Source organism: Halostella salina, assembly GCF_003675855.1.
Taxonomy (GTDB): domain Archaea; phylum Halobacteriota; class Halobacteria; order Halobacteriales; family Natronoarchaeaceae; genus Halostella; species Halostella salina.
This window is the reverse complement of record NZ_RCIH01000011.1, coordinates 17,207-37,773: the sequence shown is the minus strand read 5'-3', so window position 1 is coordinate 37,773 and position 20,567 is coordinate 17,207. Positions and strand designations below refer to the sequence as shown.

The following is a 20,567-nucleotide window of genomic DNA, read 5'->3' as shown; positions in this document are numbered from 1 at the left end:
AACGACCGGGGAGTATGGTCGAAAACGTCATCTGGCCCGCGTATCTCGACGCGGACCTGAGCCGCAACGAGGGCCGCCGGGTCCCGGCGGACGTGGCCGTCCCCGAGCCGACGGTCGACGAGATAGCCGAGGCCGCCGGACAGGTCGGCTACGACGCCGTGATCGAGCGCGACGTTGCGTACCCCCGCGAGGGGTACGAGGAACGCGGCCGGATCCTCATCAAGAACGCCGACGACGACGCGAAAAACGACATCGTTCAGGCGGTCGCCGCGTACGTCGCCGCCCTCCGGGAGTGATGGAGCGCCTCGGCGAAGTCGTCCGGACGGCACAGGGCCTCCTTATCCTGCGGGTCCCGGACGACGAGACGCCCGATATCGGCACCGAGGCGGTCGACGAGTCCCTCGACAGGGTCGGCCGCGTCGTGGACGTGTTCGGCCCGGTCTCCCGGCCGTACGTCGCCGTCTCCCCGGACGACGACCGGCGGCTGGCGCTCATGCTCGGCGAGAAGCTGTACGCGCGGTAGCACCGTTCGGCGGTGCGTCGGCGGCCGCCGAGCGAGCGACGCCGCGGGCGGCCGGAACGCAACTGCAATACCGCGGGCGTCCCAACCGGCGCGCACATGGAACAGCGACATCGCGCGTACGCCGCGGTCGCCGCGACCGTCGGCATCTTCCTCCTCGTACAGGTCGGCGCGCTCGCGCTGGTCGAACCGTTCCAGTCGGCCGGCTACCAGGCGACCGAGGACCCCGGCGACACGACCAACAGCTTCGCCTACCTCGGGGCGATCCTCGTCGCGACCGTGGTGATGCTGGGGGCGATCAAGTTCGACGTCCGGTGGTTCATCCGCGGGCTGATAATCTTCACCAGCGGCCTGCTGTCGTGGTACGTGCTGAACGTCGTCGTGCCGCCGGTGGTCACCGTTCCGGCGGGCGGCGTCGCCGTCAACGTCCTCGCCGCGGCCGGCGCGCTGGCCATCGTCGCCGGCCTGCTCGTCCACCCGGAGTGGTACGTCATCGACACGGCCGGGATCATCATGGGCGCTGGCGCGGCGGGCATCTTCGGGATCAGCTTCGGCATCCTCCCCGCCATCGTGCTCCTGTCGGCGCTGGCCGTCTACGACGCGATCAGCGTCTACGGCACCGAGCACATGCTGACGCTGGCGGAGGGCGTGATGGACCTGAACGTCCCCATCATGTTCGTGATCCCGACGACGCTGCCGTACTCCTTCCTCGACGCGCAGGAGCGCGCCGAGGGGGGTGACGACGCGGCCGACGCCGCGCCGAACGGCGGCGAACCGGCTGACGGCGACCCCAGCGAGGCCGCCGACGACTCGACGACCGACGACGGTGACGAGGAACCCGCCGTCACCGACGAGGGACCGATGGAGCGCGACGCGCTGTTCATCGGCCTCGGCGACGCCGTGATGCCGACGATCATCGTCGCCAGCGCCGCCTTCTTCGTCGACGCCGGGGCCATCGCGGTGCCCGGGATCGCGCTCAACCTCGCGGCGCTGTCGGCGATGGTCGGGACGACCATCGGCCTGCTCGCGCTGATGACGATGGTGCTGAAAGGTCGCGCCCACGCCGGCCTGCCGCTGCTCAACGGCGGCGCGATCGGCGGCTACCTCCTCGGCGCGATGGCGAGCGGGCTGACGCTCGTGCAGGCGCTCGGGCTGTAAGCGGTCGCCCGCAGTTCAGCCCTCGCGGTCCGTCGCCTCGAACTCCACGTCCTGTTTCTCGCCCGCGAGCGCGACGTGGCCGTAGTTCAGGAGGCCGACGAACACCCCGCCGCCGACGACGTTCCCCAGCGTCGTCCAGACGATGAAGACCCCGTAATCGCCGACCGTGACTCCCTGCCCGAGCGCCAGGGCGGTGAGCAGTTCTGTCGTGCCGAGGATGCAGTGGTGGAACGGCCCGAACCCGATGACGGCCGTCCCGACGATCACGAACACGATGCGGCCGATCGTGTCGCGACTCGCGGCCGACAGCCACGTCACCAGCCCCATCAGCCAGCCTGCGATCACACCGCTCGCCAGGATCACCCACCACGGGAGCGGGACGAGCGAGGACGCGAGCGTCCCGAACGCCGCCGGGTCGACCACGCCAAGCCGCGGTCCGACGGCCGCGATCAGCCCGGCGAACAGCGCACAGCCAAAGAGGTTCGAGGCGTACGTCACGCCCCACACGCGTCCCAGTTCCCGGAGGGACGCGCGGCCGTCGAGAACCGGGAGGACGGCCATCGTCGAGTGGGCGGTGAACAGTTCGGTCTGCCCGACGACGACGAAGAGGAAGGCGATGGAGGAGACGCCGCCCAGGGTGACCTGCTGGACGAGCTTCGAGCCGAAGCCGCCGGAGAACGTCAGGGCCATCGCCATGAACAGCGCCCCGAAGCTCAGGTTGAGTCCCGCCGTCAGCCCGGAGAGGAACACCCCCTCGGGCGGGCGATTGATCTCCTTGAGCGCGTTCTCCATCTCGCGTTCCAGAATGCGCCGGTAGGAGAGGGTCGCGCCCGACGGCTCGGAGTCGGTGGCGGAACTCATCGCGCGCTGTCGGTTGCTTCATCCCGTCGGGTGTTATAGCTACCCCACTACCGCCCCGTCAGCGCCTCGCTCGCGGGCGCGAAATCGATCTCGGTCCCCAGGTCGCGCTCGGCGGCGCGCTCGTACAGCATGTGGGCGGCGGCGACCGTCTCGATCCCGGTGCCGCCGCTGTCGAACACGGTCACCTCGTCGGGCGACTCGCGGCCCGGAGCCTCGCCCGCGACCACCTCGCCCAGTTCGGCGTGGACGTGGTCCTCGGTCACGACGCCCTCCTCGACCGCGTGGATGAACGAGCCGGCGTCCTGCGTGGCGCGCTCGCGCAGGTCCGGGACGTAGGTGGCGCGCTCGATGGTCGTCGCGTCGAGTTCGCGCTTCTCGGGGTCGTACTGCCCCATCGCCGTGACGTGCGCGCCGTCGGCCAGCAGGTCGCCGTCGAACACCGGCTCGCTGGCGGTCGTTGCGGTGATCACGACGTCGGCCTCCTCGACGGCGGCGGAACTACTGGCGACGGCGGCGACGGAGGCGTCGAGCGACTCGTTCATCTCCGCGGCGAACGACTCGCGGTGCTCCTTCGTCGGCGAGTACACGTCGACCGTCTCCACGTCCCGCACCGTCACCGTCGCCCGAAGCTGGCCGCGGGCCTGCGCGCCGCTGCCGATCAGTGCGACGTGGTTCGCGTCCGCCCGGGCGAGCGCGTCGACGCCGACCGCTCCGGCCGCGCCGGTCTTGAACGGGTTCATGCTCGCCCCGTCGAGGACCGCCAGCGGCTCGCCGCTCTCGGCGTCGAACAGCGGCGTGACGAACCACGCGTCCTCAGCGCCGAACCCGGCCGCGTACATGTAGCCGCCCATCGCCCCGGTTTCGGGGAGCACTGCGGAGTAGCCGGTCAGCATCCCCGGCGGGTCGGCGTTCAGGTGCTTCGTCCGCGGTTCGGCGGGCGCGCCCTCGCCGCGCTGTCGGTACCCGTCGCGGACCGCGTCGACGTAGTCGCCGGGCGTCGCAAGGTCCGCCACGTCGTCGCTCGTCAGAAACCGTGTGCTCGTCATGCGAGCACCAACGGTCAGGGTCGGCAAAAACGTTGGCAGGAACGGGAGGAGAAGGAAGCGGGAGAGAGGAAAGAAGACCGAAGCGTCGAACGGACCGCGTTCAGTCGGCGTTGACCGGGCCGACGTTCGTGTTCGTCGACGGTGCCGGCTCGTCGGTCGGGCCGTTGACGAACATCGCGTGGCCCATGAGCGCGACGGGGACGCTGGCTGCGATCGGGACGGCGGTGGTCAGGTTCAGGCCGGCGACGGTGAGCGCGCCAGTGAAACCGAGCAGTGCGACCGGGATGAGGCCGAGAACGAGGTCGTAGTATCCAGTCATGATTTCTATTACATAGTATGAAGGATACGCATATAAGTGTTCCCCATAGGCATCGAGTATTTCATAGGTTAGAAATCCATGGTCAGTGAGTAGAATTTCTATAAGTTATGCAGTGGTTCTGGACCCCAGAACGGCCCATAGAACCCTCGATCGCATCGATTACGCACGGAATCGATTTTGACGGCTCGGCAGTTACCCGTCTTTGAACAACAAACCCCGGAACCGTTCGATCGTTCGGCATTATTTGGGCCATCGAGCGCCTATTAGTGCCTGCATAGCATACGACATACTGCGCACGACGGGGACGTGGGGAACCGTCCGGGCGCACAGAGGGCCCGCCGGGGCCTGGCTGTCATCCCACCTTTCGACAGTATCAAACCGGGGGGAGCCGTACGCTCGGGGAGCGTGAACGGCAACGACAGGGCGATCGTCGGACTCGTGATGGTCGGCCACGCGATGGTGCACACGTACGAACTCTCGATCCCGATCCTCGTGTCGGTGTGGCTCGTCGAGTTCCCCGTCACCGAGGCGGCGATCGGACTGGTCGTCACCGCGGGCTACGCGCTGTTCGGCATCGGGGCGCTTCCCGGCGGCGTGCTGGCGGACGCCGTCGGCTCCAGACGGGTGATCGCCGCCTGCCTGCTCGGGATGAGCGGCTCCTTTCTCGTCCTGAGCGTCGCCCCCTCCATCCCGGTGATCACGGTCGCACTCCTGCTGTGGGGGACCGCAGCGAGCGTCTACCATCCCTCCGGCCTCTCGCTCATCAGCACCGGCGTCGACGAGCGCGGCAGCGCCTTCGCGTACCACGGGATGGCGGGCAACGCCGGCATCGCGCTCGGGCCGCTCGCCACCACGCTGCTGCTAATTCCGTTCGACTGGCGAACCGTCGTCGGCCTGCTCGCGATCCCCGCGGCGCTCGGCGGCGTGTACGCGCTCCGCACGGAGTTCGAGGAGGACGCCGCGGTGGCAGCCGACGGCGACGGGCGTGCGGACCCGGTCTCATCGCTCTCGGAGTTCCTGGCTGGGAGCAGGTCGCTGTTCGCCGGCGCGTTCGTCGGCGTGTTCGCCGTCGTCGTCATGTCGGGGCTGTACTACCGCGGCGTCCTCACCTTCCTGCCGGAACTGCTCGCGGACTTCGACGCCTTCGCCCCCGTCTCGCTCGCCGGCACCGACCTCGAACCGGCGCGCTACGCGTACGTCGGCCTCCTGACCGTCGGGATGGCCGGCCAGTACGTCGGCGGGCGGCTCACCGACCGGATCCGGACGGAGGCCGGCATCGCCGCCGCGTTCGCCGCGCTGGCGGTGCTTGCGGTCCTCTTCGTTCCGGCGGCGGACGCCGGACTGCTGCCGCTGCTCGCGCTCGGCGCGGCGCTCGGCTTCACGCTCTTTGCGGTCCAGCCGCTGTATCAGGCGACCGTCGCGGAGTACACGCCCGCCGGCACCCGGGGACTCTCCTACGGGTTCACGTACCTCGGCACGTTCGGCGTCGGCGCGTTCGGCGGCGCGCTCGCCGGGGCGGTGCTGACGTACGGCACGCCGACCGCGCTGTTCCTGGCGCTCGCCGGCGTGGCGACGCTCGCGGCGGTGACAGGAGCAGCCCTGTACGCCCGGGCGTACTGACCGAACGACGCCCTACAGGAACCGGCTGGCGGCGACCCGCCACGTCACGAGAAACAGCAGGCCGATCCCGGTGATCACCAGCGGGAACGGCCACGTCGTGCCGCCGACGAAGTACGGCGACCCGCGGAGCAGGAGGCCGACGTTCGCTGCGCCGAGCCACGCCGCGGCCGTCAGCCGCGCCGACAGGACCGGCGTCGCCAGCGCCCCCTCGTCGTACAGGCCGACGAGCGGCGCGGCGACGACCCAGCCGACGAGGAACGGCGCGATCGTTTCGAGGACGTGGAGCGGCTGGGCGACGGGGTCGATGCCGTGGCTCAACTCGCCGACGATCAGGAGGGCGAACACGACCGCGACGTCGCCCGCGACGATAGCGCCGGAGGGGTCGTCCCCGGCCGTCCGGGTTCCGGCGTCGTGTGAGGCCATACCCGACACTGTGGACTCGTCGGTTATCGTTCCGACGGTTTCACGCCGGCCACGACGTAGGCAAAGCCCGGCTCCGGGACCAGCGTCGAGAACCCGGCCCGGCGCAGGTCGGCCGAGAGGTCGGTCGGCCCGTGGAACGTCGACTCGAAGCCGACGAGGCGCTCGCCGGCGACGAGCGCGCGGCCCCGAACCGTCCCGGGGTCGAAGTCCGCCACGGCGAGCACGCCGCCGGGCCGCAGGACGCGGGACGCCTCGCGCACCGCCGCCGCCGGATCGCCGACGTGGTGGAGCGCGTCGACGATAACGACGGCGTCGACGGCCGCGTCGTCGACCGGGAGCCGAGCAGCGTCGCCCTGCACGGCCGCGGTCCCGGCGGCGCTCGCGCGGTCGAGCATCCCGCGGGCGGCGTCCACGACTGTCCACTCGATCCCCGGTAGCCCCCGGGACGCGCGGCCCGTGCCGCCCGCAACGTCCAGTCCACGGCGGACGGGGCGCTCCGCGAGGTCGAGCGCGCTCCGCAGCGCGTCGGCGTCGACGCCGGGCATCGCCAGGTCGTACCACCGTGCGAAGCGGTGGAACGGTCGCACGTCGCTCGGCACGGTTCCAACGTCTTCGCCCGGACGGTTGCCTTTTGCGGGCAGCTTTATCCGCCGGCGACCCGTCGGCCGACGTATGTCTCAGGCCGACGACGGACCGCCGGACCGTCCCGGCATCGACGACGCGATGGACGAACTGGAGGAGCTAGAGGGGATCGTCGACTCCGAGGACGAGCGCGAGCAGGTTCGCGAGACGATGCGGACGCTCCGCAAGGCCGAGAACCCGCGCCTGTTCGGCCGGATCCGGTCGAGCTTCGACGTTCGCGACGCCGGCGAGGCGCTGGTCGGCAGCCTCATCTTCGGCGTCCCGATGCTGGTCGAGGGCGGCACCCAGGAAGTCGGGGACCACCTCGCGGCCAATCCGGCGTCGTTCGTCGTGACCGTCGGGATCGGGCTGGTCGTCACGGTCGGCATCCTCCACGCCGTCGGCTTCGCGGACGTGGAGAGCGACCTCCTGTTCGGGGTGGTGCCGCGGCGGCTCCTCGGCATTCTGGTCGTTTCCGGCGGGGCGGCCCTCCTGCTGATGACCGCCTGGGGGCGCGTCGACTGGGCCGAGCCGTGGGTCGCGACGTGCCAGACCACCGTGACGGGCGTCGTGATGGCCATCGGGGCCGCGCTCGGCGACATCCTCCCGGAGTGACGGCGGGGTCGCCGCAGGGGTTTTTGTGTCGCTCCGCCGATGACGGGGGTATGAACCGGACGCGACTCGCGGCGCGCGGGCGGTCGGGGGGCGGGACCGCGTGACCGTCGAGACGATCGTCTACGACGAGGACGGCGCGTCGCCGTACGACGATATCGCGGCGGCGCGGGACGCCGCCGGGACGACGTGGGTTCGCGTCGTCGGCCCCACCGAGTCCGAACTGACGGCGATCCGGGACACCTTCGGGATCCACCCGCTGGAGACGGAGGACGTGGAGAACGGCGTCCGCCCGAAGGTGGAACTGTTCGACGACCACGCGTTCGTGCTGGTCAAGGAGGCCGAACTCGCCCGCGGGGAGACGACGTTCGAGGGGGAACTGGTCGAGGACCCGCTCGGGGTGTTCTTCGGCGACGGCTGGGTCGTCACGCTGGCACCGAATCGGACCGACGCCGTGGGGCGCGCCTGGGAGGCCGTCGGGCGCGGCGACGCGCGGCTGGTCGCCCGCGGCGCGGACTTCGCCGCCTACCGGATCCTGGACGGGATCATCGACGACTACTTCGCCCTCCTCGACGGGATCGAGGACGACATCGAACTCGTCGAGGACGCGGTGATCGACGACCCCGACGTTGGGCTGCTGGAGCGGATCCAGAGCATCCGCCGGGAACTGCTCGCGGTGCGCCGCCTCGTGTGGCCGCTCCGGGAGGCCGCCGGGATCCTCGCCCGGGGCGACCCGGATCAGGTGAGCGAGGACGCCGAGAAGTACTTCCGCGACGTGTACGACCACGTCGTCCAGCTGGTCGACCTCGTGGAGACGTACCGCGACCTGGCCAGCGGCGCGCGGGACATCTACCTGAACTCGCTGTCCGTCTCGACCAACGAGGTGATGAAGAAGCTCACCGTCGTCGCCACCATCGTTCTCCCGCTGACGTTCGTCGCCGGCGTGTACGGGATGAACTTCTCGGGCAGCCCGTACAACATGCCCGAACTGGAGTGGGCGTACGGCTACCCGGCGGTGCTCGTCGGGATGCTCCTGATGGCCCTCGCGATGGCGGCGTACTTCCGGCGCGAGGGGTGGCTGTAGACCCGTCGGATTCCGGCGTCCGTTCTCCCGTGTGGCCCTTGAGATGTAGGGACCCGAACTAAGCCCGCCGGATCCGACAGTCGTACCGAGGGACTCGTATGGATAACTCAGTTCGGTACGACCCGGAAGCCGGGACGTACACCGCACGGTGTGCCGGGGAGGGTCCCCGGAAGCCGGTCCACAGCGTCGTCGAGACGGTCGCCGCGGCGACCGATAGCGACCCCGTCGCACTGGACCCGCTCTACGAGGCGGTCGACCCACGCACGCTGGACCGACTGGTCGGCCCGGACCACGGAGGGGACCGTAGCACGGGGGCCGGTATCACCTTCCGGTTCGAGGGATGTACGGTAACCGTCCAGGGGGACGGCCGGACGGTCGTGTCGCCGGACGGGGAGTGAACGCCCGGCATCCATGGCTGCCCCGGTCAGCCGCTCCCGGCGCGATCGAACAGCGCCGCGAGGATCTTCCGCTCCGCCGCGTGGATGTGTTCCGAGAACGTCGCCGAGGAGATGCCGAGGGAGTCGGCCACGTCCGCGCCCGTGCAGTCGCGCGGCCAGTCGTAGTAGCCCGCGTCGTAGGCGGCGCGGAGAACGTCGCGCTGCCTGTCGGTGAGACGGTCGGCAAGCACCTCGGGCAGCGCTGATCGGGAGAACAGCGGCGTGACGGCTTCCTTCTCGCGTTTCCTGACAATATCGGTGTCCGCGTTCTCGTCGAGGAACCGGTCGATCACGTCGGGCGGGTCGTACCGGGGCGGTATCTCCGCGACGATCCGGCCCTCGCCGTCCGCGGCGTACACCTCGCGCGGGAGGGCACCCAGCTTCGCCAGCGAGAAGGCCGGACAGTCCCCGGAGACGAGGAACTCGAAGAGGCCGCCGTCCTCGTACTCCCTGAGCAGTGAGACGCCGACCGTCTCCCGCTCCGCCGCCAGCTCCAGTATCCGCCCGGGGTCGACGTCGGTGACGTTGAAGAACTCGGCGTATCGACCGCCGTCGCGGGGGACCATCTCGGCGAGTTCGAAGACGCAGTCCTCGGTGTCGGACACGTACACGAACGGGTACTCCGGGTCTCGGACCGTGAACTCGACCTCGACGACGGGGGCGGTCCGCTCGTCGGCGACGGTTCCGGGCATGTGAAAAACTACCACTGCCGGAGGTGTTAGGCTTATCGGCGGACGGCGGCTACGGGCGAACCCGCGAGAGCCGCATCGCGTTGCCGGTGACGGCCGTCGTCATCCCCACGTCGCCCGCCAGCACCGCGACGACCAGCGAGACGTAGCCGAGCGGGATGCCGACGGCGAGCAGCGCCTTCACGCCGAGGCTGGCCCAGATGTTCTGCCGGATGACGCCGTTCGCGGTCCGGGAGAGGTCGACGAGGTAGGGGAGCTTCGAGAGGTCGTCGGCCATCAGCGCCACGTCGGCCGTCTCGATTGCGGTGTCGGTGCCGGCCGCGCCCATGGCGATCCCCACGTCCGCGGCGGCGAGCGCGGGCGCGTCGTTGATCCCGTCACCGACCATCGCGACGGTCCCGAACTCCTCGCGGAGGTCCTCGACCGCCGCGACCTTCTCCTCGGGGAGCAGGCCCGCCTCGTAGCGGTCGATCCCCACCTCGGCGGCGATGGCCTCGGCGGTACCCGCGTTGTCACCGGTGAGCATGACCGGCTCGACGCCAGCCTCACGGAGGGCCGCGACGGCGGCTTTCGCGTCCGGCCGGACCGTGTCGGCGACGGCGATGACGCCCTCCAGGGCGTCCTCGGTGCCGACGAGGATGACGGTCTTCCCCTCGCCCCGAAGCCGCGGGATCGTCTCCTCCAGCAGGTCGAGACAGCCCTGTCGCTCGCACTGCGCCCGGAGGTCGCCGTCGACAGCGCCGGCCGCCGGCGTCGCCCCTGCACCGCCCGCGGCGACCGCCCCGCCGTCCGTCCGGACGTGGACGTGGTCCAGGTCGAAGCCCATGTCCTCGAAGAACGCCGGTTTGCCGGCGTAGTGGGTCGTCCCGTCGAGGTCCGCGCGGACGCCCTTGCCCGTGATCGCCTCGAAGTCGGACACGTCGGCCGCCTCGGCCCCCTCGGTCTCGGCGTGGTCGACGATGGCGTCGCCGATGGGGTGTTCGCTCCGGGACTCGACGCCGCGGGCGCAGGCCAGCACGTCGGCGGCGTCGTTGTCGTTCAGCGGCACCACGTCGGTGACCGACAGCTCGCCGGTCGTGAGCGTCCCCGTCTTGTCGAGTGCGACAGCGTCGACCTCGCCCGTCGTCTCCAGGTGGTTCCCGCCTTTGATCAGGACGCCGTTGCGCGCGGCGCTGGTGATCCCGGAGACCACCGAGACGGGCGTCGAGATGACGAACGCGCAGGGGCAGGCGATCACCAGCAGCGCGATCCCCCGGACCGCCCACGTCACCCAGTCGCCGACCAGCAGCGGCGGCACGGTCGCCGTCAGTATCGCCGCGGCCGTCACGACCGGGGTGTAGTAGCCGGCGAAGCGGTCGACGAACTGCTCGCGGTCGGTGCGGTTCTCCCCCGCGCTCTCCACGAGGTCGATGATCCGCGCGAGCGTGCTGTCGTCGGCCACCGACGTCACCTCCACCTCCAGATACCCCTGCTGGTTGATCGTCCCGGCGTACACCTCGTCGCCCTCGCGCTTGTCCACGGGGACGCTCTCGCCGGTGATCGGGGCCTCGTTGACCGCGCTCTCGCCGTCCGTGACCGTGCCGTCCATCGGCACCTTTTCGCCCGGCTCCACGATGACGGTCTCGCCCACGTCGACGGCGTCGACCGGCACCTCGAGGTGGTCGCCGTCACGCAGGACGACGGCGGTGTCGGGGGCCAGCGAGAACAGCTCCTCCAGGGACTCGCGCGCCTGCGTCACGGAGTAGCGTTCGAGCACCTCCGCGAGGTTGAACAGCACCGCCAGCGACGCCGCCTCGACGAGGAAGTTCTCACCGGGGACGGCGACAGACAGCCCCGTGGCAGCCAGTATCGCCACGGTCATCAGGAAGTCGATGTCGAGGCTCAGGTTCCGCGCGGAGTAGTAGCCGTTGCGGACGATCACCTCGCCGCCCACGACGACGGCCCCGAGGAGGAGGGCGTCGGCCAGCCCCCACTCGGTGCCGAGCGCCGTCACCAGCGTCGGGTTCCCGTTCGGCACGACGAGTTCCGAGAGAAGCGCGAGCACGAGGAACCCCCCGGCGGCCCACGTCTTCAGCGCCCGCCCGCTCCGCCACACCGACCCGGGGTCGTCCTCGGCGTCGGCGGGACCGCCCGCGGCGACCTCGTAGCCCGCCGCCTCGACGGCGGCCGTCACGTCGGTCGCGTCCGCCTTCGCCGGGTCGAACGTCACGTCCACCTTGCCGGTCGTCGGCGTCGGATCGACGGACGCGACGCCGTCGACCTCACTGACGCTCCCCTCGACCTTCGACGCACAGGACGAGCAGTCCATCTCGGGGACCGAGAGCGTCACCGACTCCCGGTTCGTGTCGCCGTGACTCATTACCGGAGGCTACGCGACAGCCCGTTATTAATTCTGCTGCTACATCCGGCGCGGGAATTCGCATTTTGTAATAAATGAATTCGGTGAGTCTATTAACTCGAGGCGGGGAGGCGGTCTCGCTCCCGAACACGTACCACGTGCAAGGCATATATACGGCGAGGAATAATACGGCCGACGATGGCAGTAACCGACAGGCGGGGCTGTGACGGCTGCGGGCGGACCCTGCCGGTCGAGGACCTCCACTCTGTCACGATGCCGGACGGCCACACCGCCGTCTGCTGTCCCGAGTGCCGCGAGTACGCCGAGACCGCCGCCGAGAAGCAGGCCGGCCTTGACCAGCGGCGGCGGGCCTGCGACGGCTGTGGCACCGAACATCGGGTCGCGGACCTGACGAGCGTCACGCTGTCGGACGGCACGTCGGTGCTTTGCTGTGACGACTGCGAGCGCCACGTCCCCGGTCGGGACGACGACGGGACGGCCGACTCCCGGGATCGGTCGTCCGGGGCCGCCGGGAGGACGGATTCCGGTGGACCCACCGACAGCGGAACCGCCGACCGCGAGTCCGGCGACGGGTCGACGGGTGCCGACGAGACGGCCGTCACCACCAACCGGTGCGACGACTGCCGCGAGACGTTCACCGTCGAACTGTACCGGGTCGAGACGGTCGACGGCCGGACGCAGTCGTTCTGCCCGGAGTGCAAGGAGGAAGGGCTGGAGGAAGGGGTCGTCAAGGCCGTCCGCATGCGGCGGTCCGAGGCCTACGCCACGCTGGAGGTCGACGGGGAGGCCGATCAGGAGACGATCCGGGACGCGTACCTGGAGAAGGTCAAGGAGGCCCATCCCGACCGCACCGACGGCGACCGGTCGGAGTTCAAGGCGGTCAAACGCGCATACGACCGGCTCGCCGAGTGACCTCGCCCGCGGTTACTCGGACCCTGTCTCTTCGCGGCGGATGAGTCCGAGCGTCGCCGGCTCGAAGTGGTAGCGGGTCGCACACGCCTCGCAGTCGGCGTGGATCGTCCGGCCGTGGTCGTGCAGCCGCCAGAGGTCCGACTGGTCGCGGTCGATCTTCAGGGTCACGGGCTCCGAGCAGCCGTCCGTCGTACAGCGGAAGGGGAGGTACCACTTCGGCGTGTCGAGGCCGCCAAGCGGCGTCAGCTCCCGTCGGAGCGCCGAGAACACTTCGAACACCGTGCGGTGGATCGCTTCGTCGTGGAGTTCCACCGGCGGCCGGTCCTCCAGATAGCCGCCGATGAGCTCCGTCCGGGGGGCGACCGGCACCACCGGAACGTCGCGCGCCACTGCGTAGCCGACCTCGCGGTTCACCCACTGGTTCGTCGCGCCATCCTCGGTTAGCATCGCCACGGCCGCGTCGCTCTCGTCGATCCGGCCGCGCAGCCCGGTCCGGTCGCGGCCGTCGTCGACCTCCTCGCCGGCGATGTGGACGTGGAGCGGGAGGTTTCGGACCGAGCGAAACACCCCCTCGACGAGCCCCCTGTCCCCCGGCGCGTGCGAGACGAACACTCGCTCGTCGCTCATACGCTACCACTGCGCCGGTCGAGGCTTAAACCCTCCCCAACTGCCGTCCGTGCTCGGGTGTGGAATGCAGGCTACCCCCATACGTTTATGCCGAACGTGATATTACAGTACGGTGGGGGGAACGATGCACGATCTAACAGGGTTCCAGCGGGACCTGCTGACGGTCATCGCCGGTCTCGACGACCCGCACGGACTCGCTATCAAGGACGAACTCGAGAAGTACTACGAGACGGAGATACACCACGGTCGGCTGTACCCGAACCTCGACACCCTCGTCGACAAGGGACTCGTCGAGAAGGGGGAGCTCGACCGACGGACCAACTACTACGCGCTCACCCAGCGGGGGAAACGCGAGATCGAGGCCCGCCGCGAGTGGGAGGAGCAGTACCTCGAAACGGACTCGGAGTCGGCGGCGGTCTCATAGGCCACCCGCCGAAGCGAACGATACGAGTTCGTCGAGCGCACAGGGATCTCCATGAGCGACAGCGCCGCATTGTTCGCGGACGGAGCGGTCGAGAGCGCTGCGGCCGACGCGGGCATCGGCCCGGACCGCCTCCGGACGCTCCTCGAAACGCACCAGCAAGGCATGCGTGACCTGCCCGGGGTCGACGGACTCGTCTACGAGTGGCGGACGTCGCTGCGCGACGACCCGCTCGTCTTCGCCGACGAAGCAGCGTACTACCTCGCGCTGCCGCGACGAATCTGGCGGCAGTTCGCCGACCACCACGACATGACCGACGACGAGTTCGAGGGGGTGCTGTCGGTCCACAACGACGTCGCCCGCCGCGCCGTTGCGGACCGCGACGACGCCGACGGCGGTCCCGTCACTCTCGACGACGGCCACGCGATGGTGTTGCTGAAGGAGTAGCCGACGGCTCCGCAGTCGGCGCTACAGCGGGGCGACGAGGTCGGCAAGCGCGGCGGCCGGGTCGTCGGCCTTCGCGACGCCGCTTGCCAGCAGGACGCCGTCGGCACCCAGGTCGCGGGCGGCGACGAGGTCCTCGCCGGTGCTGATCCCCGCGCCGCAGTACACGTCGACGCTCTCGTCGACCGCGGCCGCCGCATCGACGGCGTCGCGCACGATGTCGGGGTCGGCCTTGCTGACCGGCGTGCCGGTGCCGATCAGCTCCGGCGGTTCGACCGCGACGCTGTCCGGGCCGAGCGCGGCCGCGGCGGCGATCTGCTCGGCGTTGTTCGCACAGACGCAGGTGTCGAAGCCGACGCGCCCGGCCGCGTCGAGCGAGCCGTCGATGTCGGCGAGTTTCAGCCGGTTCTCCGAGTGGTTGAGCAGCGTGCCGGTCGCGCCGGCGTCGGCGGCCGCCTCCGCGAGCGTGCTCCCGGTGTGGCTGCCGTGTTCGACGGGACTGACGTGCTGTGCCCACGTTTCGACGCCGGTATCGGCCACCGCCGGCAGGTGGGCGGCCTGCGGCGCGATGACGATCTCCGCGTCGGTGTCGTCGTTTACCTCCGCCGCGGCCTCCGCGACGGCGACGGGGTCACACGGGTACGCCTTCAGGTTGACGAGAACGAACATACCAGTACCCCGGCGGCCGCGGGACAAATAGGTTGCGAGAACGGCAGGCGTCGCGCGAGTCGGCCGGTCAGTCCTTCCGCTTTACCACGTCGCCGAGCGTGTACTCGCCGGTCGAGGAGCCGCCCTCCCATTCGGTGTCCTCGCCGCCGCCGCTCCCGCTCAGGTCGATGTCGAGGTGGCCTTCAAGCGCGGCCTGCACGTCGTCGCTGGGGAGCGTCTCGCCGCGTTCGAGCTTCCGGATGAGGCTGGCCTTCTCGTTTAGCTCGTTCGCGAGGTCGGCCTGGGAGAGCCCGCGGTCCTCGCGGGCGTTCCGGATCCGGTCGTCGTAGTCCTGTGCGAGTTCGTCCATGTCGTCGAACATGTCCGACCGGCTCCGGGAGCCGCCGCCCGTGGAACTCGTCGTCGAGGTCCCGCCCGAGGCGCTGGACGACGAACTCGACCCGTCCGACGACGTGGAGTACTTTGTCGAGGTGTCGCCGGACGTGGACTGGGTCTTGACCTCCGTCCCGAAGTCGGCGCAGTCGCTACACACGTCCAGCTCAGCGCCTTCGACCTTCACTTTCTTCGGCGACGAAGTCTCCGCGCCGCACATCTCACACTGAACCATGCGTGAGGGTATATCGCGCCGCTGTATAAATGATGCGCCGCGGTCAGTCGAGCCGCCCCCACGCCTCGTGGAACCGCTGGACGGCGGTGAGGTGACCGACGACGGCGAGGAACACGAGCAGCCAGCCGGCGAGCGAGAGCCCGTACGCCGTCGGGTCGACGACGGCCGCGACGTAGCCGACGCCCGCGATGATGACGAGCCGGTCAGCGCGACCGACCAGCCCGGCGTAGAGGCGGTCGAGCCCGACTGCCTGTGCCTGCGTGCCGAGATAGGAGGTCATCAGGACGCCCGTGACGGCGGCGAGACCGAGGTCGTAGCGCCCGACGCCGGCCGCGACGCCGGCGATGATGACGATGTCGGCGTAGCGGTCCAGGACGTGGTCGAGCAGGTCGCCCGCCTCGGAGTCGACTTCCTGCCGGCGGGCGAGCGCGCCGTCGATCACGTCGAACCAGCCGTTGAGGACGACCAGCGTCGACCCGGCGGCGTACCAGACCGGGTCGGTGCCGGCGAGGTAGTAGGCGACGCCGGCGGCGACGGCGACGAGGCCGGCGACCGCGCTGACGCCGTTCGGCGTGAGGCCGACGCGGTCGGCCGCGCGCACCCACGGGTCGAGCAGCCCGTCGACGTAGGGGCGCAACTGGTCCAGCGTCATAGGTAGTCGACGAAGGAGACGGTGCCGGCGCTCGGTTCGCGCTCGCCCGCGACGACGGCCTCGATGGCGGCGGCCACCGCGTCGGGGTCGCGGTCGGTCGCGTCTATCTCGTAGACGTTCGCCTCGCCGTGGGCGTCGACCGCCTCGGCGAGTATCACGTCGAGTGCCTCGCTCTCGGCGTTCTCCTCGGCCTTCGCCGGCGGTTCGCCGCGGTCGCGGAGGCGGCGCTCCAGTTCCTCGGGGTGACAGCGCAGCACGACCACGCGGTCAGCGTCGAGGTGGTGTGCGAGGTGGGAGTCGACCACCACGTCGTCGCGGTCCCCGAGCCAGTCGGCGACGGCGTCGATGTCGACGATCACGCTGTCGCGCTCCTCGTCCACGTCGTCGTACAGCCCTTCCTCCCGAACCACGTCGTTGAGGTGGACCACGTCGAGGGCCGTGTCCAGCCGGTCGGTCGCGGTCGTCTTGCCCGTGCCGGGCGTGCCGGTGACGGCGACTCTCATGCGAGCACCTCGTTCAGTTCCTCGACCGCCCGGCGGGTTTCCTCGCGCGTGCCGCAGGTGACCCGGACGTACTCGAGCAGGCCGTAGCTCGACGTGTCCCGGACGATGACGCCGCGGCGCTTCAGCGCCTCGTACGTCTCCGTCCCGTCGCCGACCCGGACCAGCACGAAGTTCCCCGAACTCGGGAGCGTCGGGGCATCCACGTTCTCGTGGATGTACTCCCGGGCCCATGCCGCGGTCTCGACCGAGTCCTGAACGTGCTCGCGGTCACCCATCGCGGCGATCCCGGCGCGGCAGGCGATCTCGCTGGCCGCGAACGGCGTGTTCACTCGCGCGTACGCGTCGCCCCAGTCCGCCGGGACGACCGCGTAGCCCAGCCGAACGCCCGCGAGCCCGTACGCCTTCGAGAACGTCCGGAGGACGGCCACGTCGTCCCGTGTCTCGCGGTCCTCGGTCGCCTCCGAGAGTCCGGCATCCTTGCTCGCCGCGCCGCCGACGATCGAGACGGCCGAGGGCTCGTCGGCGTACTCGCCGTACGCCTCGTCGACGACGACGAGCGTCTCCTCGTCTGTCTCGCGGGCGACGCGCTCTACCTCGTCGAGCGCCATCACGCGGCCGGTCGGGTTGTGGGGCGAGGTGACGTAGACGACGCGCTCGCCGTCGTAGTGGTCGAGCACCGTGTCGGCGTCCATCGCGAAGTCGTCCGCCGCGGGAAGCGGGTACTCCGCCACCTCGCCGTGGTGGTACCGGGCGCTCATCGCGTAGTAGGAGAAGCCGGGGTCGGGCACCAGTACGTCGTCGCCCGGCGACAGCGTCGCACGGGCGAGATAGTCGAGCGCGCCGTCGCCGCCGTTGCCGAGCCACACCTGCTCGTCGTCGACGCGCCACGCGTCCGCCACGGCGGCGGTCAGGTCCGTGTGAGCCGCCGTCGGATACGAGTTGGCCCGCCCCGCCGCCTCGCGGATCGCCTCCGATGCGGCGGGACTCGGTCCTAACGGGTTCTCGTTCGACGCCAACTTGACGAACTCGTCGGGGTCCCGCCCGAGCTCGCGGGCGACCTCCTCTATCCCGCGGCCCGCCTCGTAGGGGACGTGGGCCGACAGGTCTCGCGGTTGCATGGTCGGAGGAAGTGGGTGGCGGGGCTTAAGGCTACTCAAGCCGCGTCGTGCGGTCGCGGCGGCCGCGACGGACGCGCCATGGTGCCGGCAGTAAGCCGTTGCTACGCTGGCGGTACAAACAGCTTATTCGAGTCGCACAGCCGTAATGACGGTCATTACGAAACGATCCGGGGTCGGACAGATCGGTAACGATGACAGATACAGTGACGCGGCGGGCGCTCCTCCGACGGACCGCCGCCGCGACCGGCGGGCTGGCGGTCGGTGCAGCCGGGCTGTCGGGCACCGCAGCGGCGACGCTGGACTGCCCGCGGCCGGTCCGGTGGTGGGAAAACCACCCGGCGGCGTTCAACGACACCCGAACGAGCTTCCGGCTCGACCGGAGCGAAGCGCGGTACGACAGGGAGACGACGTACGCGCTGCTCCGGGAGTCGCCGGGGGCCGACAGGGCGCTCCAGCTAGCCCAGCAGGCGGTCGCCGCGCAGGCGAACGTCGCCGCCATCCGGGTCGGCGACGGCGGCGCGTGTCACGAGGCGGCGACCGCGATCAAACCGCGGATCGGCGACGCGCTCACGTGGCTGGCCCGGTCGGACGGAACGGCTGACGACCGATGGGCCTACGCCGCCGCTCCCGATGAGTACGGCCTCACCTGGTCGTGGGAGGACGCCCGCGGCGTCGACGGCGAACCGGTCCGGGACGACCTGCGGGCGTTCAACGAGGGTCGCACCTGTGCGGCCTGTGGCGGGGGTGACGGGACCGACGGCGAGCAAGCCGAGGACGCGGACGACCCAGCCGAGAATGCCGCGGACGTGCTCGACGGCGCCGATATCGACTCGCCGTTTCCACCGTGGCGACGGTTCATCGAGAACAACTTCGGACAGGGGTAGGCGGACCCCGGGCGGGAGTTGGCCTGTCGTCTCGATGTCCGGTGCTCCGTCGCTCGTGCCCTGCCGGCAAAAGGGCCTCTACCTGCCCGGGACGGCTGATCACAGCGCCGCGTCGACGTGGTCAACCGCCTTCAGCGCGAGCGCCGCGATGCTGAGCCTCGGGTTCAGCGCGCCGCCGGTGACGAACACGGAGTCGCCATCAGGATCGTAGTGACTGCTCTCACTGTTCACCGGGTATCGCCAGTACTGCACCGGCGATCACCGGTAGGCGAGAGCAAACACTATCAGTCCTGCACCGCGGTGTGGGCGAGCGTGCCGACGCCCTCGACCTCGACCTCGACGCGGTCGCCGTCGGTCAGCGGACCGACGCCGGCCGGCGTTCCGGTGGCGACCACGTCGCCGGGTTCCAGCGTCATGTACGTCGTGATCTCGGCGATCAGCTCCGGGACGGAGAAGATGAGGTGTTCCAGCGAGGAGTCCTGCCGCGTCTCGCCGTTGACGCGCAGTTCGATGCTTGCGTCCTCTGGCACCGACTCGGGCGGCGCGACGACAGGACCGAGCGGGGCGGCCCCGTCGAACGCCTTCCCGCGGACCCAGTTTTGCTCCCGCGACTGGTCGTCGCGGTTCGACACGTCGTTCATGCAGGTGTAGCCCGCCACCACGGCCATCGCCTCGCTTTCGGGGACGTTCCGGCACTGCTCGCCGATCACGACGGCGAGTTCGGCCTCGTGCTCGATCCGGTCTTTCCCCGCCGGGAGTCGGATCTCGTCCCCGTGGCCCGCGACGGCGTTCGGCGGCTTCAGGAACAGCAGCGGGCGGTCCGGTACCTCCTCGTCGCGCTCCTCGGCGTGTTTCGCGTAGTTGCGGCCGATACAGACGACCTTGGACGGCTCGGACGGCGGGAGCACGTCGACGGCGTCCGGGTCGTACGTTTCGCCGCCGAACTCGATCCCGTCGTCGGTCCACTCGCCCGTTCGAACCGCGCCGGCCGGGTCGCGAAAGCGTACACGTCGCATGTGCGTGGGGTCGCTCGTCCCCGGCTAAGCCTTTGTGAAAGCGGTAGCCGGCTACGGTACGGCGGCGGCCGTCGAGACTGATCCGATGGGCATTTAAGCAAAAACCCGGTACGCTTCGATGCAGTCAGCTCCGTTGGTGTAGTCCGGCCAATCATTTCGGCCTTTCGAGCCGATGACCTGGGTTCAAATCCCAGACGGAGCACTACAGCGAACGCAGTGAGCGAAGCGCGCAGGGGCGGGATTCGAACCACGGAAATCCGAGCCAAGCGAGAATTCGCATCGGGTTCAAACCCCGGACGGTGCACTCTTCTGGGCGAACATCGTGACGAGACCCACGACTACGCGGAGCGGTCGTACGATGCAGTTAAGAAAAGCGAAATAAAACCCCTACGGGAACACGATGCACCGACGACAGTTTATCGCGAGCGCGACGGGGACGGCTGTGGCGGCGAGTATCGCGGGCTGTTCGGGGAACGGTGACGACAGTTCGGATGGCGGGGGCAACCCGACCGACAGCAACGAGGACGACGGGGACGAAACTGACACCAGCACCGGGACGAGCGCCCCCGAGACCGACACTACCGGGACAGCGCAGCCCACCAGCGAGGGAAGCAGCGGCGGTGCGGCGAGTCCGCAGGCCGCCGTCGAGACGTACGTCGAGGCCGGGCAGGAGAACGACGCCGAAACCATGGCTGCGATCGTCCATCCGGACGGCTCCGCGACCACGTCGCCGGAGAGCGGTGGCGGTTCGGATACGGAGATAACTGTACTGTCCATGACCACGAGCAACGAGTCCGACACGCAGGCCTCAGTCACCGTGGAGTTCGAGGTGACGAGAACGCAGGACGGCGAGGAGCAGACGAGGACCGTCGAAACGGTGTATCAGGTCCGCACGTACCAGGGCGGCTGGTACGTCTACGCCATCAGCAGCGGTTCGTAGTCGACCAGCATATGTCAACCGGGCG

General features: G+C 69.9%; 27 protein-coding genes and 1 tRNA gene. 13 read left to right on the top strand and 15 right to left on the bottom strand.

Annotated elements, in window-relative coordinates; all coding sequences use genetic code 11:
* Window positions 1-14: 14 nt before the first annotated feature.
* The 3 genes from srp19 to D8896_RS18035 all read left to right on the top strand — a co-directional run bounded on the left by srp19 (window position 15) and on the right by D8896_RS18035 (window position 1,678).
* The gene (gene srp19 / locus D8896_RS18045) at window positions 15-296 is read left to right on the top strand and encodes a signal recognition particle subunit SRP19 (protein WP_121823503.1); all 282 of its coding nucleotides are present in this window, start codon (window positions 15-17) and stop codon (window positions 294-296) included.
* Window positions 296-523: an H/ACA ribonucleoprotein complex subunit GAR1 gene (locus D8896_RS18040; protein WP_121823552.1), complete on the top strand. Its 228-nt coding sequence runs from the start codon at window positions 296-298 to the stop codon at window positions 521-523. Before srp19 ends, D8896_RS18040 begins: the two co-directional genes overlap by 1 nt.
* 96 nt (window positions 524-619) lie before the next feature.
* The gene (locus tag D8896_RS18035) at window positions 620-1,678 is read left to right on the top strand and encodes a presenilin family intramembrane aspartyl protease PSH (RefSeq protein WP_121823502.1); all 1,059 of its coding nucleotides are present in this window, start codon (window positions 620-622) and stop codon (window positions 1,676-1,678) included.
* Between the two features lie 15 nt (window positions 1,679-1,693).
* Here D8896_RS18035 and D8896_RS18030 read toward each other — a convergent pair whose 3' ends face one another.
* From D8896_RS18030 to D8896_RS18020, 3 genes are all read right to left on the bottom strand, one after another.
* Window positions 1,694-2,539, bottom strand: coding sequence for a formate/nitrite transporter family protein (locus D8896_RS18030; protein ID WP_121823501.1), 846 nt, complete (start codon window positions 2,537-2,539; stop codon window positions 1,694-1,696).
* Window positions 2,540-2,586: 47 nt separating this feature from the next.
* Window positions 2,587-3,585: an ornithine cyclodeaminase family protein gene (locus tag D8896_RS18025; RefSeq protein WP_121823500.1), complete on the bottom strand. Its 999-nt coding sequence runs from the start codon at window positions 3,583-3,585 to the stop codon at window positions 2,587-2,589.
* 100 nt (window positions 3,586-3,685) lie between these two features.
* Window positions 3,686-3,904 carry a hypothetical protein gene (locus D8896_RS18020; protein WP_121823499.1) on the bottom strand — a complete coding sequence of 73 codons (219 nt, stop codon included), beginning with the start codon at window positions 3,902-3,904 and terminating at the stop codon, window positions 3,686-3,688.
* Between the two features lie 405 nt (window positions 3,905-4,309).
* Here D8896_RS18020 and D8896_RS18015 point away from each other — a divergent pair, with 405 nt between their 5' ends.
* Window positions 4,310-5,524: an MFS transporter gene (locus D8896_RS18015; RefSeq protein WP_121823498.1), complete on the top strand. Its 1,215-nt coding sequence runs from the start codon at window positions 4,310-4,312 to the stop codon at window positions 5,522-5,524.
* Between the two features lie 12 nt (window positions 5,525-5,536).
* Here the strand turns inward: D8896_RS18015 and D8896_RS18010 are convergent, their stop codons facing one another.
* Together D8896_RS18010 and D8896_RS18005 are read right to left on the bottom strand one after the other, a co-directional pair.
* Entirely contained in the window at window positions 5,537-5,947 is a 411-nt protein-coding gene (locus D8896_RS18010; protein WP_121823497.1) for a DUF3054 domain-containing protein, read from the bottom strand.
* A gap of 23 nt (window positions 5,948-5,970) precedes the next feature.
* The gene (locus D8896_RS18005; protein ID WP_240452087.1) at window positions 5,971-6,546 is read right to left on the bottom strand and encodes a class I SAM-dependent methyltransferase; all 576 of its coding nucleotides are present in this window, start codon (window positions 6,544-6,546) and stop codon (window positions 5,971-5,973) included.
* Between the two features lie 73 nt (window positions 6,547-6,619).
* On the opposite strand from D8896_RS18005, the gene D8896_RS18000 reads away from it, so the two are divergent.
* The 3 genes from D8896_RS18000 to D8896_RS17990 all read left to right on the top strand — a co-directional run bounded on the left by D8896_RS18000 (window position 6,620) and on the right by D8896_RS17990 (window position 8,662).
* Window positions 6,620-7,183, top strand: a complete 564-nt coding sequence (locus D8896_RS18000) for a hypothetical protein (protein ID WP_121823496.1) — start codon at window positions 6,620-6,622, stop codon at window positions 7,181-7,183.
* Between the two features lie 100 nt (window positions 7,184-7,283).
* Window positions 7,284-8,264 (top strand): magnesium/cobalt transporter CorA, encoded by a 981-nt coding sequence (gene corA / locus D8896_RS17995; RefSeq protein WP_121823495.1) that lies wholly within the window; start codon window positions 7,284-7,286, stop codon window positions 8,262-8,264.
* 98 nt (window positions 8,265-8,362) lie between these two features.
* A complete protein-coding gene (locus tag D8896_RS17990; protein ID WP_121823494.1) occupies window positions 8,363-8,662 on the top strand; it encodes a HalOD1 output domain-containing protein in 300 nt (99 codons plus the stop codon).
* 26 nt (window positions 8,663-8,688) lie between these two features.
* Here the strand turns inward: D8896_RS17990 and D8896_RS17985 are convergent, their stop codons facing one another.
* Together D8896_RS17985 and D8896_RS17980 are read right to left on the bottom strand one after the other, a co-directional pair.
* Complete coding sequence (locus tag D8896_RS17985) at window positions 8,689-9,393, bottom strand: helix-turn-helix domain-containing protein (protein WP_121823493.1); 705 nt, start codon at window positions 9,391-9,393, stop codon at window positions 8,689-8,691.
* A gap of 49 nt (window positions 9,394-9,442) precedes the next feature.
* Window positions 9,443-11,749 (bottom strand): heavy metal translocating P-type ATPase, encoded by a 2,307-nt coding sequence (locus D8896_RS17980; protein WP_121823492.1) that lies wholly within the window; start codon window positions 11,747-11,749, stop codon window positions 9,443-9,445.
* Between the two features lie 177 nt (window positions 11,750-11,926).
* Here D8896_RS17980 and D8896_RS17975 point away from each other — a divergent pair, with 177 nt between their 5' ends.
* Window positions 11,927-12,661, top strand: a complete 735-nt coding sequence (locus tag D8896_RS17975; protein ID WP_121823491.1) for a J domain-containing protein — start codon at window positions 11,927-11,929, stop codon at window positions 12,659-12,661.
* Between the two features lie 12 nt (window positions 12,662-12,673).
* Here the strand turns inward: D8896_RS17975 and D8896_RS17970 are convergent, their stop codons facing one another.
* Complete coding sequence (locus D8896_RS17970) at window positions 12,674-13,288, bottom strand: toll/interleukin-1 receptor domain-containing protein (RefSeq protein WP_121823490.1); 615 nt, start codon at window positions 13,286-13,288, stop codon at window positions 12,674-12,676.
* A gap of 124 nt (window positions 13,289-13,412) precedes the next feature.
* Here D8896_RS17970 and D8896_RS17965 point away from each other — a divergent pair, with 124 nt between their 5' ends.
* Both D8896_RS17965 and D8896_RS17960 read left to right on the top strand, forming a co-directional pair.
* Entirely contained in the window at window positions 13,413-13,712 is a 300-nt protein-coding gene (locus D8896_RS17965; RefSeq protein WP_121823550.1) for a PadR family transcriptional regulator, read from the top strand.
* Window positions 13,713-13,763: 51 nt separating this feature from the next.
* Entirely contained in the window at window positions 13,764-14,156 is a 393-nt protein-coding gene (locus tag D8896_RS17960; protein ID WP_121823489.1) for a hypothetical protein, read from the top strand.
* Window positions 14,157-14,177: 21 nt separating this feature from the next.
* Here the strand turns inward: D8896_RS17960 and tpiA are convergent, their stop codons facing one another.
* The 5 genes from tpiA to hisC all read right to left on the bottom strand — a co-directional run bounded on the left by tpiA (window position 14,178) and on the right by hisC (window position 17,702).
* Complete coding sequence (gene tpiA, locus D8896_RS17955) at window positions 14,178-14,822, bottom strand: triose-phosphate isomerase (protein WP_121823488.1); 645 nt, start codon at window positions 14,820-14,822, stop codon at window positions 14,178-14,180.
* A gap of 67 nt (window positions 14,823-14,889) precedes the next feature.
* Window positions 14,890-15,429, bottom strand: coding sequence for a multiprotein bridging factor aMBF1 (locus D8896_RS17950; protein ID WP_121823487.1), 540 nt, complete (start codon window positions 15,427-15,429; stop codon window positions 14,890-14,892).
* A gap of 43 nt (window positions 15,430-15,472) precedes the next feature.
* Window positions 15,473-16,081 (bottom strand): CDP-alcohol phosphatidyltransferase family protein, encoded by a 609-nt coding sequence (locus tag D8896_RS17945; protein WP_121823486.1) that lies wholly within the window; start codon window positions 16,079-16,081, stop codon window positions 15,473-15,475.
* Window positions 16,078-16,584, bottom strand: coding sequence for an adenylate kinase family protein (locus D8896_RS17940; RefSeq protein ID WP_121823485.1), 507 nt, complete (start codon window positions 16,582-16,584; stop codon window positions 16,078-16,080). Before D8896_RS17940 ends, D8896_RS17945 begins: the two co-directional genes overlap by 4 nt.
* Window positions 16,581-17,702 carry a histidinol-phosphate transaminase gene (hisC, locus tag D8896_RS17935; protein WP_121823484.1) on the bottom strand — a complete coding sequence of 374 codons (1,122 nt, stop codon included), beginning with the start codon at window positions 17,700-17,702 and terminating at the stop codon, window positions 16,581-16,583. Before hisC ends, D8896_RS17940 begins: the two co-directional genes overlap by 4 nt.
* A 191-nt stretch (window positions 17,703-17,893) precedes the next feature.
* Here hisC and D8896_RS17930 point away from each other — a divergent pair, with 191 nt between their 5' ends.
* Window positions 17,894-18,586, top strand: a complete 693-nt coding sequence (locus D8896_RS17930; protein ID WP_162991645.1) for a hypothetical protein — start codon at window positions 17,894-17,896, stop codon at window positions 18,584-18,586.
* A gap of 99 nt (window positions 18,587-18,685) precedes the next feature.
* On the opposite strand, the gene D8896_RS19660 is transcribed toward D8896_RS17930, so the two are convergent.
* Together D8896_RS19660 and D8896_RS17925 are read right to left on the bottom strand one after the other, a co-directional pair.
* The gene (locus D8896_RS19660) at window positions 18,686-18,838 is read right to left on the bottom strand and encodes a hypothetical protein (protein WP_162991644.1); all 153 of its coding nucleotides are present in this window, start codon (window positions 18,836-18,838) and stop codon (window positions 18,686-18,688) included.
* A 32-nt stretch (window positions 18,839-18,870) separates the two neighbouring features.
* A complete protein-coding gene (locus tag D8896_RS17925) occupies window positions 18,871-19,602 on the bottom strand; it encodes a fumarylacetoacetate hydrolase family protein (protein WP_121823482.1) in 732 nt (243 codons plus the stop codon).
* A gap of 127 nt (window positions 19,603-19,729) precedes the next feature.
* On the opposite strand from D8896_RS17925, the gene D8896_RS17920 reads away from it, so the two are divergent.
* Window positions 19,730-19,804, top strand: a tRNA-Glu gene (locus tag D8896_RS17920).
* Between the two features lie 198 nt (window positions 19,805-20,002).
* The gene (locus D8896_RS17915) at window positions 20,003-20,542 is read left to right on the top strand and encodes a hypothetical protein (RefSeq protein WP_121823481.1); all 540 of its coding nucleotides are present in this window, start codon (window positions 20,003-20,005) and stop codon (window positions 20,540-20,542) included.
* Window positions 20,543-20,567 lie beyond the last annotated feature (25 nt).

Bases quoted from the DNA above. Each gene is read 5' to 3' on its own strand.
- D8896_RS18030 (WP_121823501.1), bottom strand. From the start codon at position 2,539: ATGAGTTCCGCCACCGACTCCGAGCCGTCGGGCGCGACCCTCTCCTAC.
- D8896_RS17985 (WP_121823493.1), bottom strand. From the start codon at position 9,393: ATGCCCGGAACCGTCGCCGACGAGCGGACCGCCCCCGTCGTCGAGGTC.
- D8896_RS17975 (WP_121823491.1), top strand. From the start codon at position 11,927: ATGGCAGTAACCGACAGGCGGGGCTGTGACGGCTGCGGGCGGACCCTG.
- D8896_RS17970 (WP_121823490.1), bottom strand. From the start codon at position 13,288: ATGAGCGACGAGCGAGTGTTCGTCTCGCACGCGCCGGGGGACAGGGGG.
- D8896_RS17930 (WP_162991645.1), top strand. From the start codon at position 17,894: ATGACAGATACAGTGACGCGGCGGGCGCTCCTCCGACGGACCGCCGCC.
- D8896_RS17950 (WP_121823487.1), bottom strand. From the start codon at position 15,429: ATGGTTCAGTGTGAGATGTGCGGCGCGGAGACTTCGTCGCCGAAGAAA.
- D8896_RS17980 (WP_121823492.1), bottom strand. From the start codon at position 11,749: ATGAGTCACGGCGACACGAACCGGGAGTCGGTGACGCTCTCGGTCCCC.
- D8896_RS17945 (WP_121823486.1), bottom strand. From the start codon at position 16,081: ATGACGCTGGACCAGTTGCGCCCCTACGTCGACGGGCTGCTCGACCCG.
- D8896_RS18025 (WP_121823500.1), bottom strand. From the start codon at position 3,585: ATGACGAGCACACGGTTTCTGACGAGCGACGACGTGGCGGACCTTGCG.
- D8896_RS18035 (WP_121823502.1), top strand. From the start codon at position 620: ATGGAACAGCGACATCGCGCGTACGCCGCGGTCGCCGCGACCGTCGGC.
- D8896_RS17915 (WP_121823481.1), top strand. From the start codon at position 20,003: ATGCACCGACGACAGTTTATCGCGAGCGCGACGGGGACGGCTGTGGCG.
- srp19 (WP_121823503.1), top strand. From the start codon at position 15: ATGGTCGAAAACGTCATCTGGCCCGCGTATCTCGACGCGGACCTGAGC.
- D8896_RS18000 (WP_121823496.1), top strand. From the start codon at position 6,620: ATGTCTCAGGCCGACGACGGACCGCCGGACCGTCCCGGCATCGACGAC.
- D8896_RS17940 (WP_121823485.1), bottom strand. From the start codon at position 16,584: ATGAGAGTCGCCGTCACCGGCACGCCCGGCACGGGCAAGACGACCGCG.
- D8896_RS17925 (WP_121823482.1), bottom strand. From the start codon at position 19,602: ATGCGACGTGTACGCTTTCGCGACCCGGCCGGCGCGGTTCGAACGGGC.
- D8896_RS17965 (WP_121823550.1), top strand. From the start codon at position 13,413: ATGCACGATCTAACAGGGTTCCAGCGGGACCTGCTGACGGTCATCGCC.
- D8896_RS17990 (WP_121823494.1), top strand. From the start codon at position 8,363: ATGGATAACTCAGTTCGGTACGACCCGGAAGCCGGGACGTACACCGCA.
- D8896_RS18010 (WP_121823497.1), bottom strand. From the start codon at position 5,947: ATGGCCTCACACGACGCCGGAACCCGGACGGCCGGGGACGACCCCTCC.
- tpiA (WP_121823488.1), bottom strand. From the start codon at position 14,822: ATGTTCGTTCTCGTCAACCTGAAGGCGTACCCGTGTGACCCCGTCGCC.
- hisC (WP_121823484.1), bottom strand. From the start codon at position 17,702: ATGCAACCGCGAGACCTGTCGGCCCACGTCCCCTACGAGGCGGGCCGC.
- D8896_RS17960 (WP_121823489.1), top strand. From the start codon at position 13,764: ATGAGCGACAGCGCCGCATTGTTCGCGGACGGAGCGGTCGAGAGCGCT.
- D8896_RS18040 (WP_121823552.1), top strand. From the start codon at position 296: ATGGAGCGCCTCGGCGAAGTCGTCCGGACGGCACAGGGCCTCCTTATC.
- D8896_RS18020 (WP_121823499.1), bottom strand. From the start codon at position 3,904: ATGACTGGATACTACGACCTCGTTCTCGGCCTCATCCCGGTCGCACTG.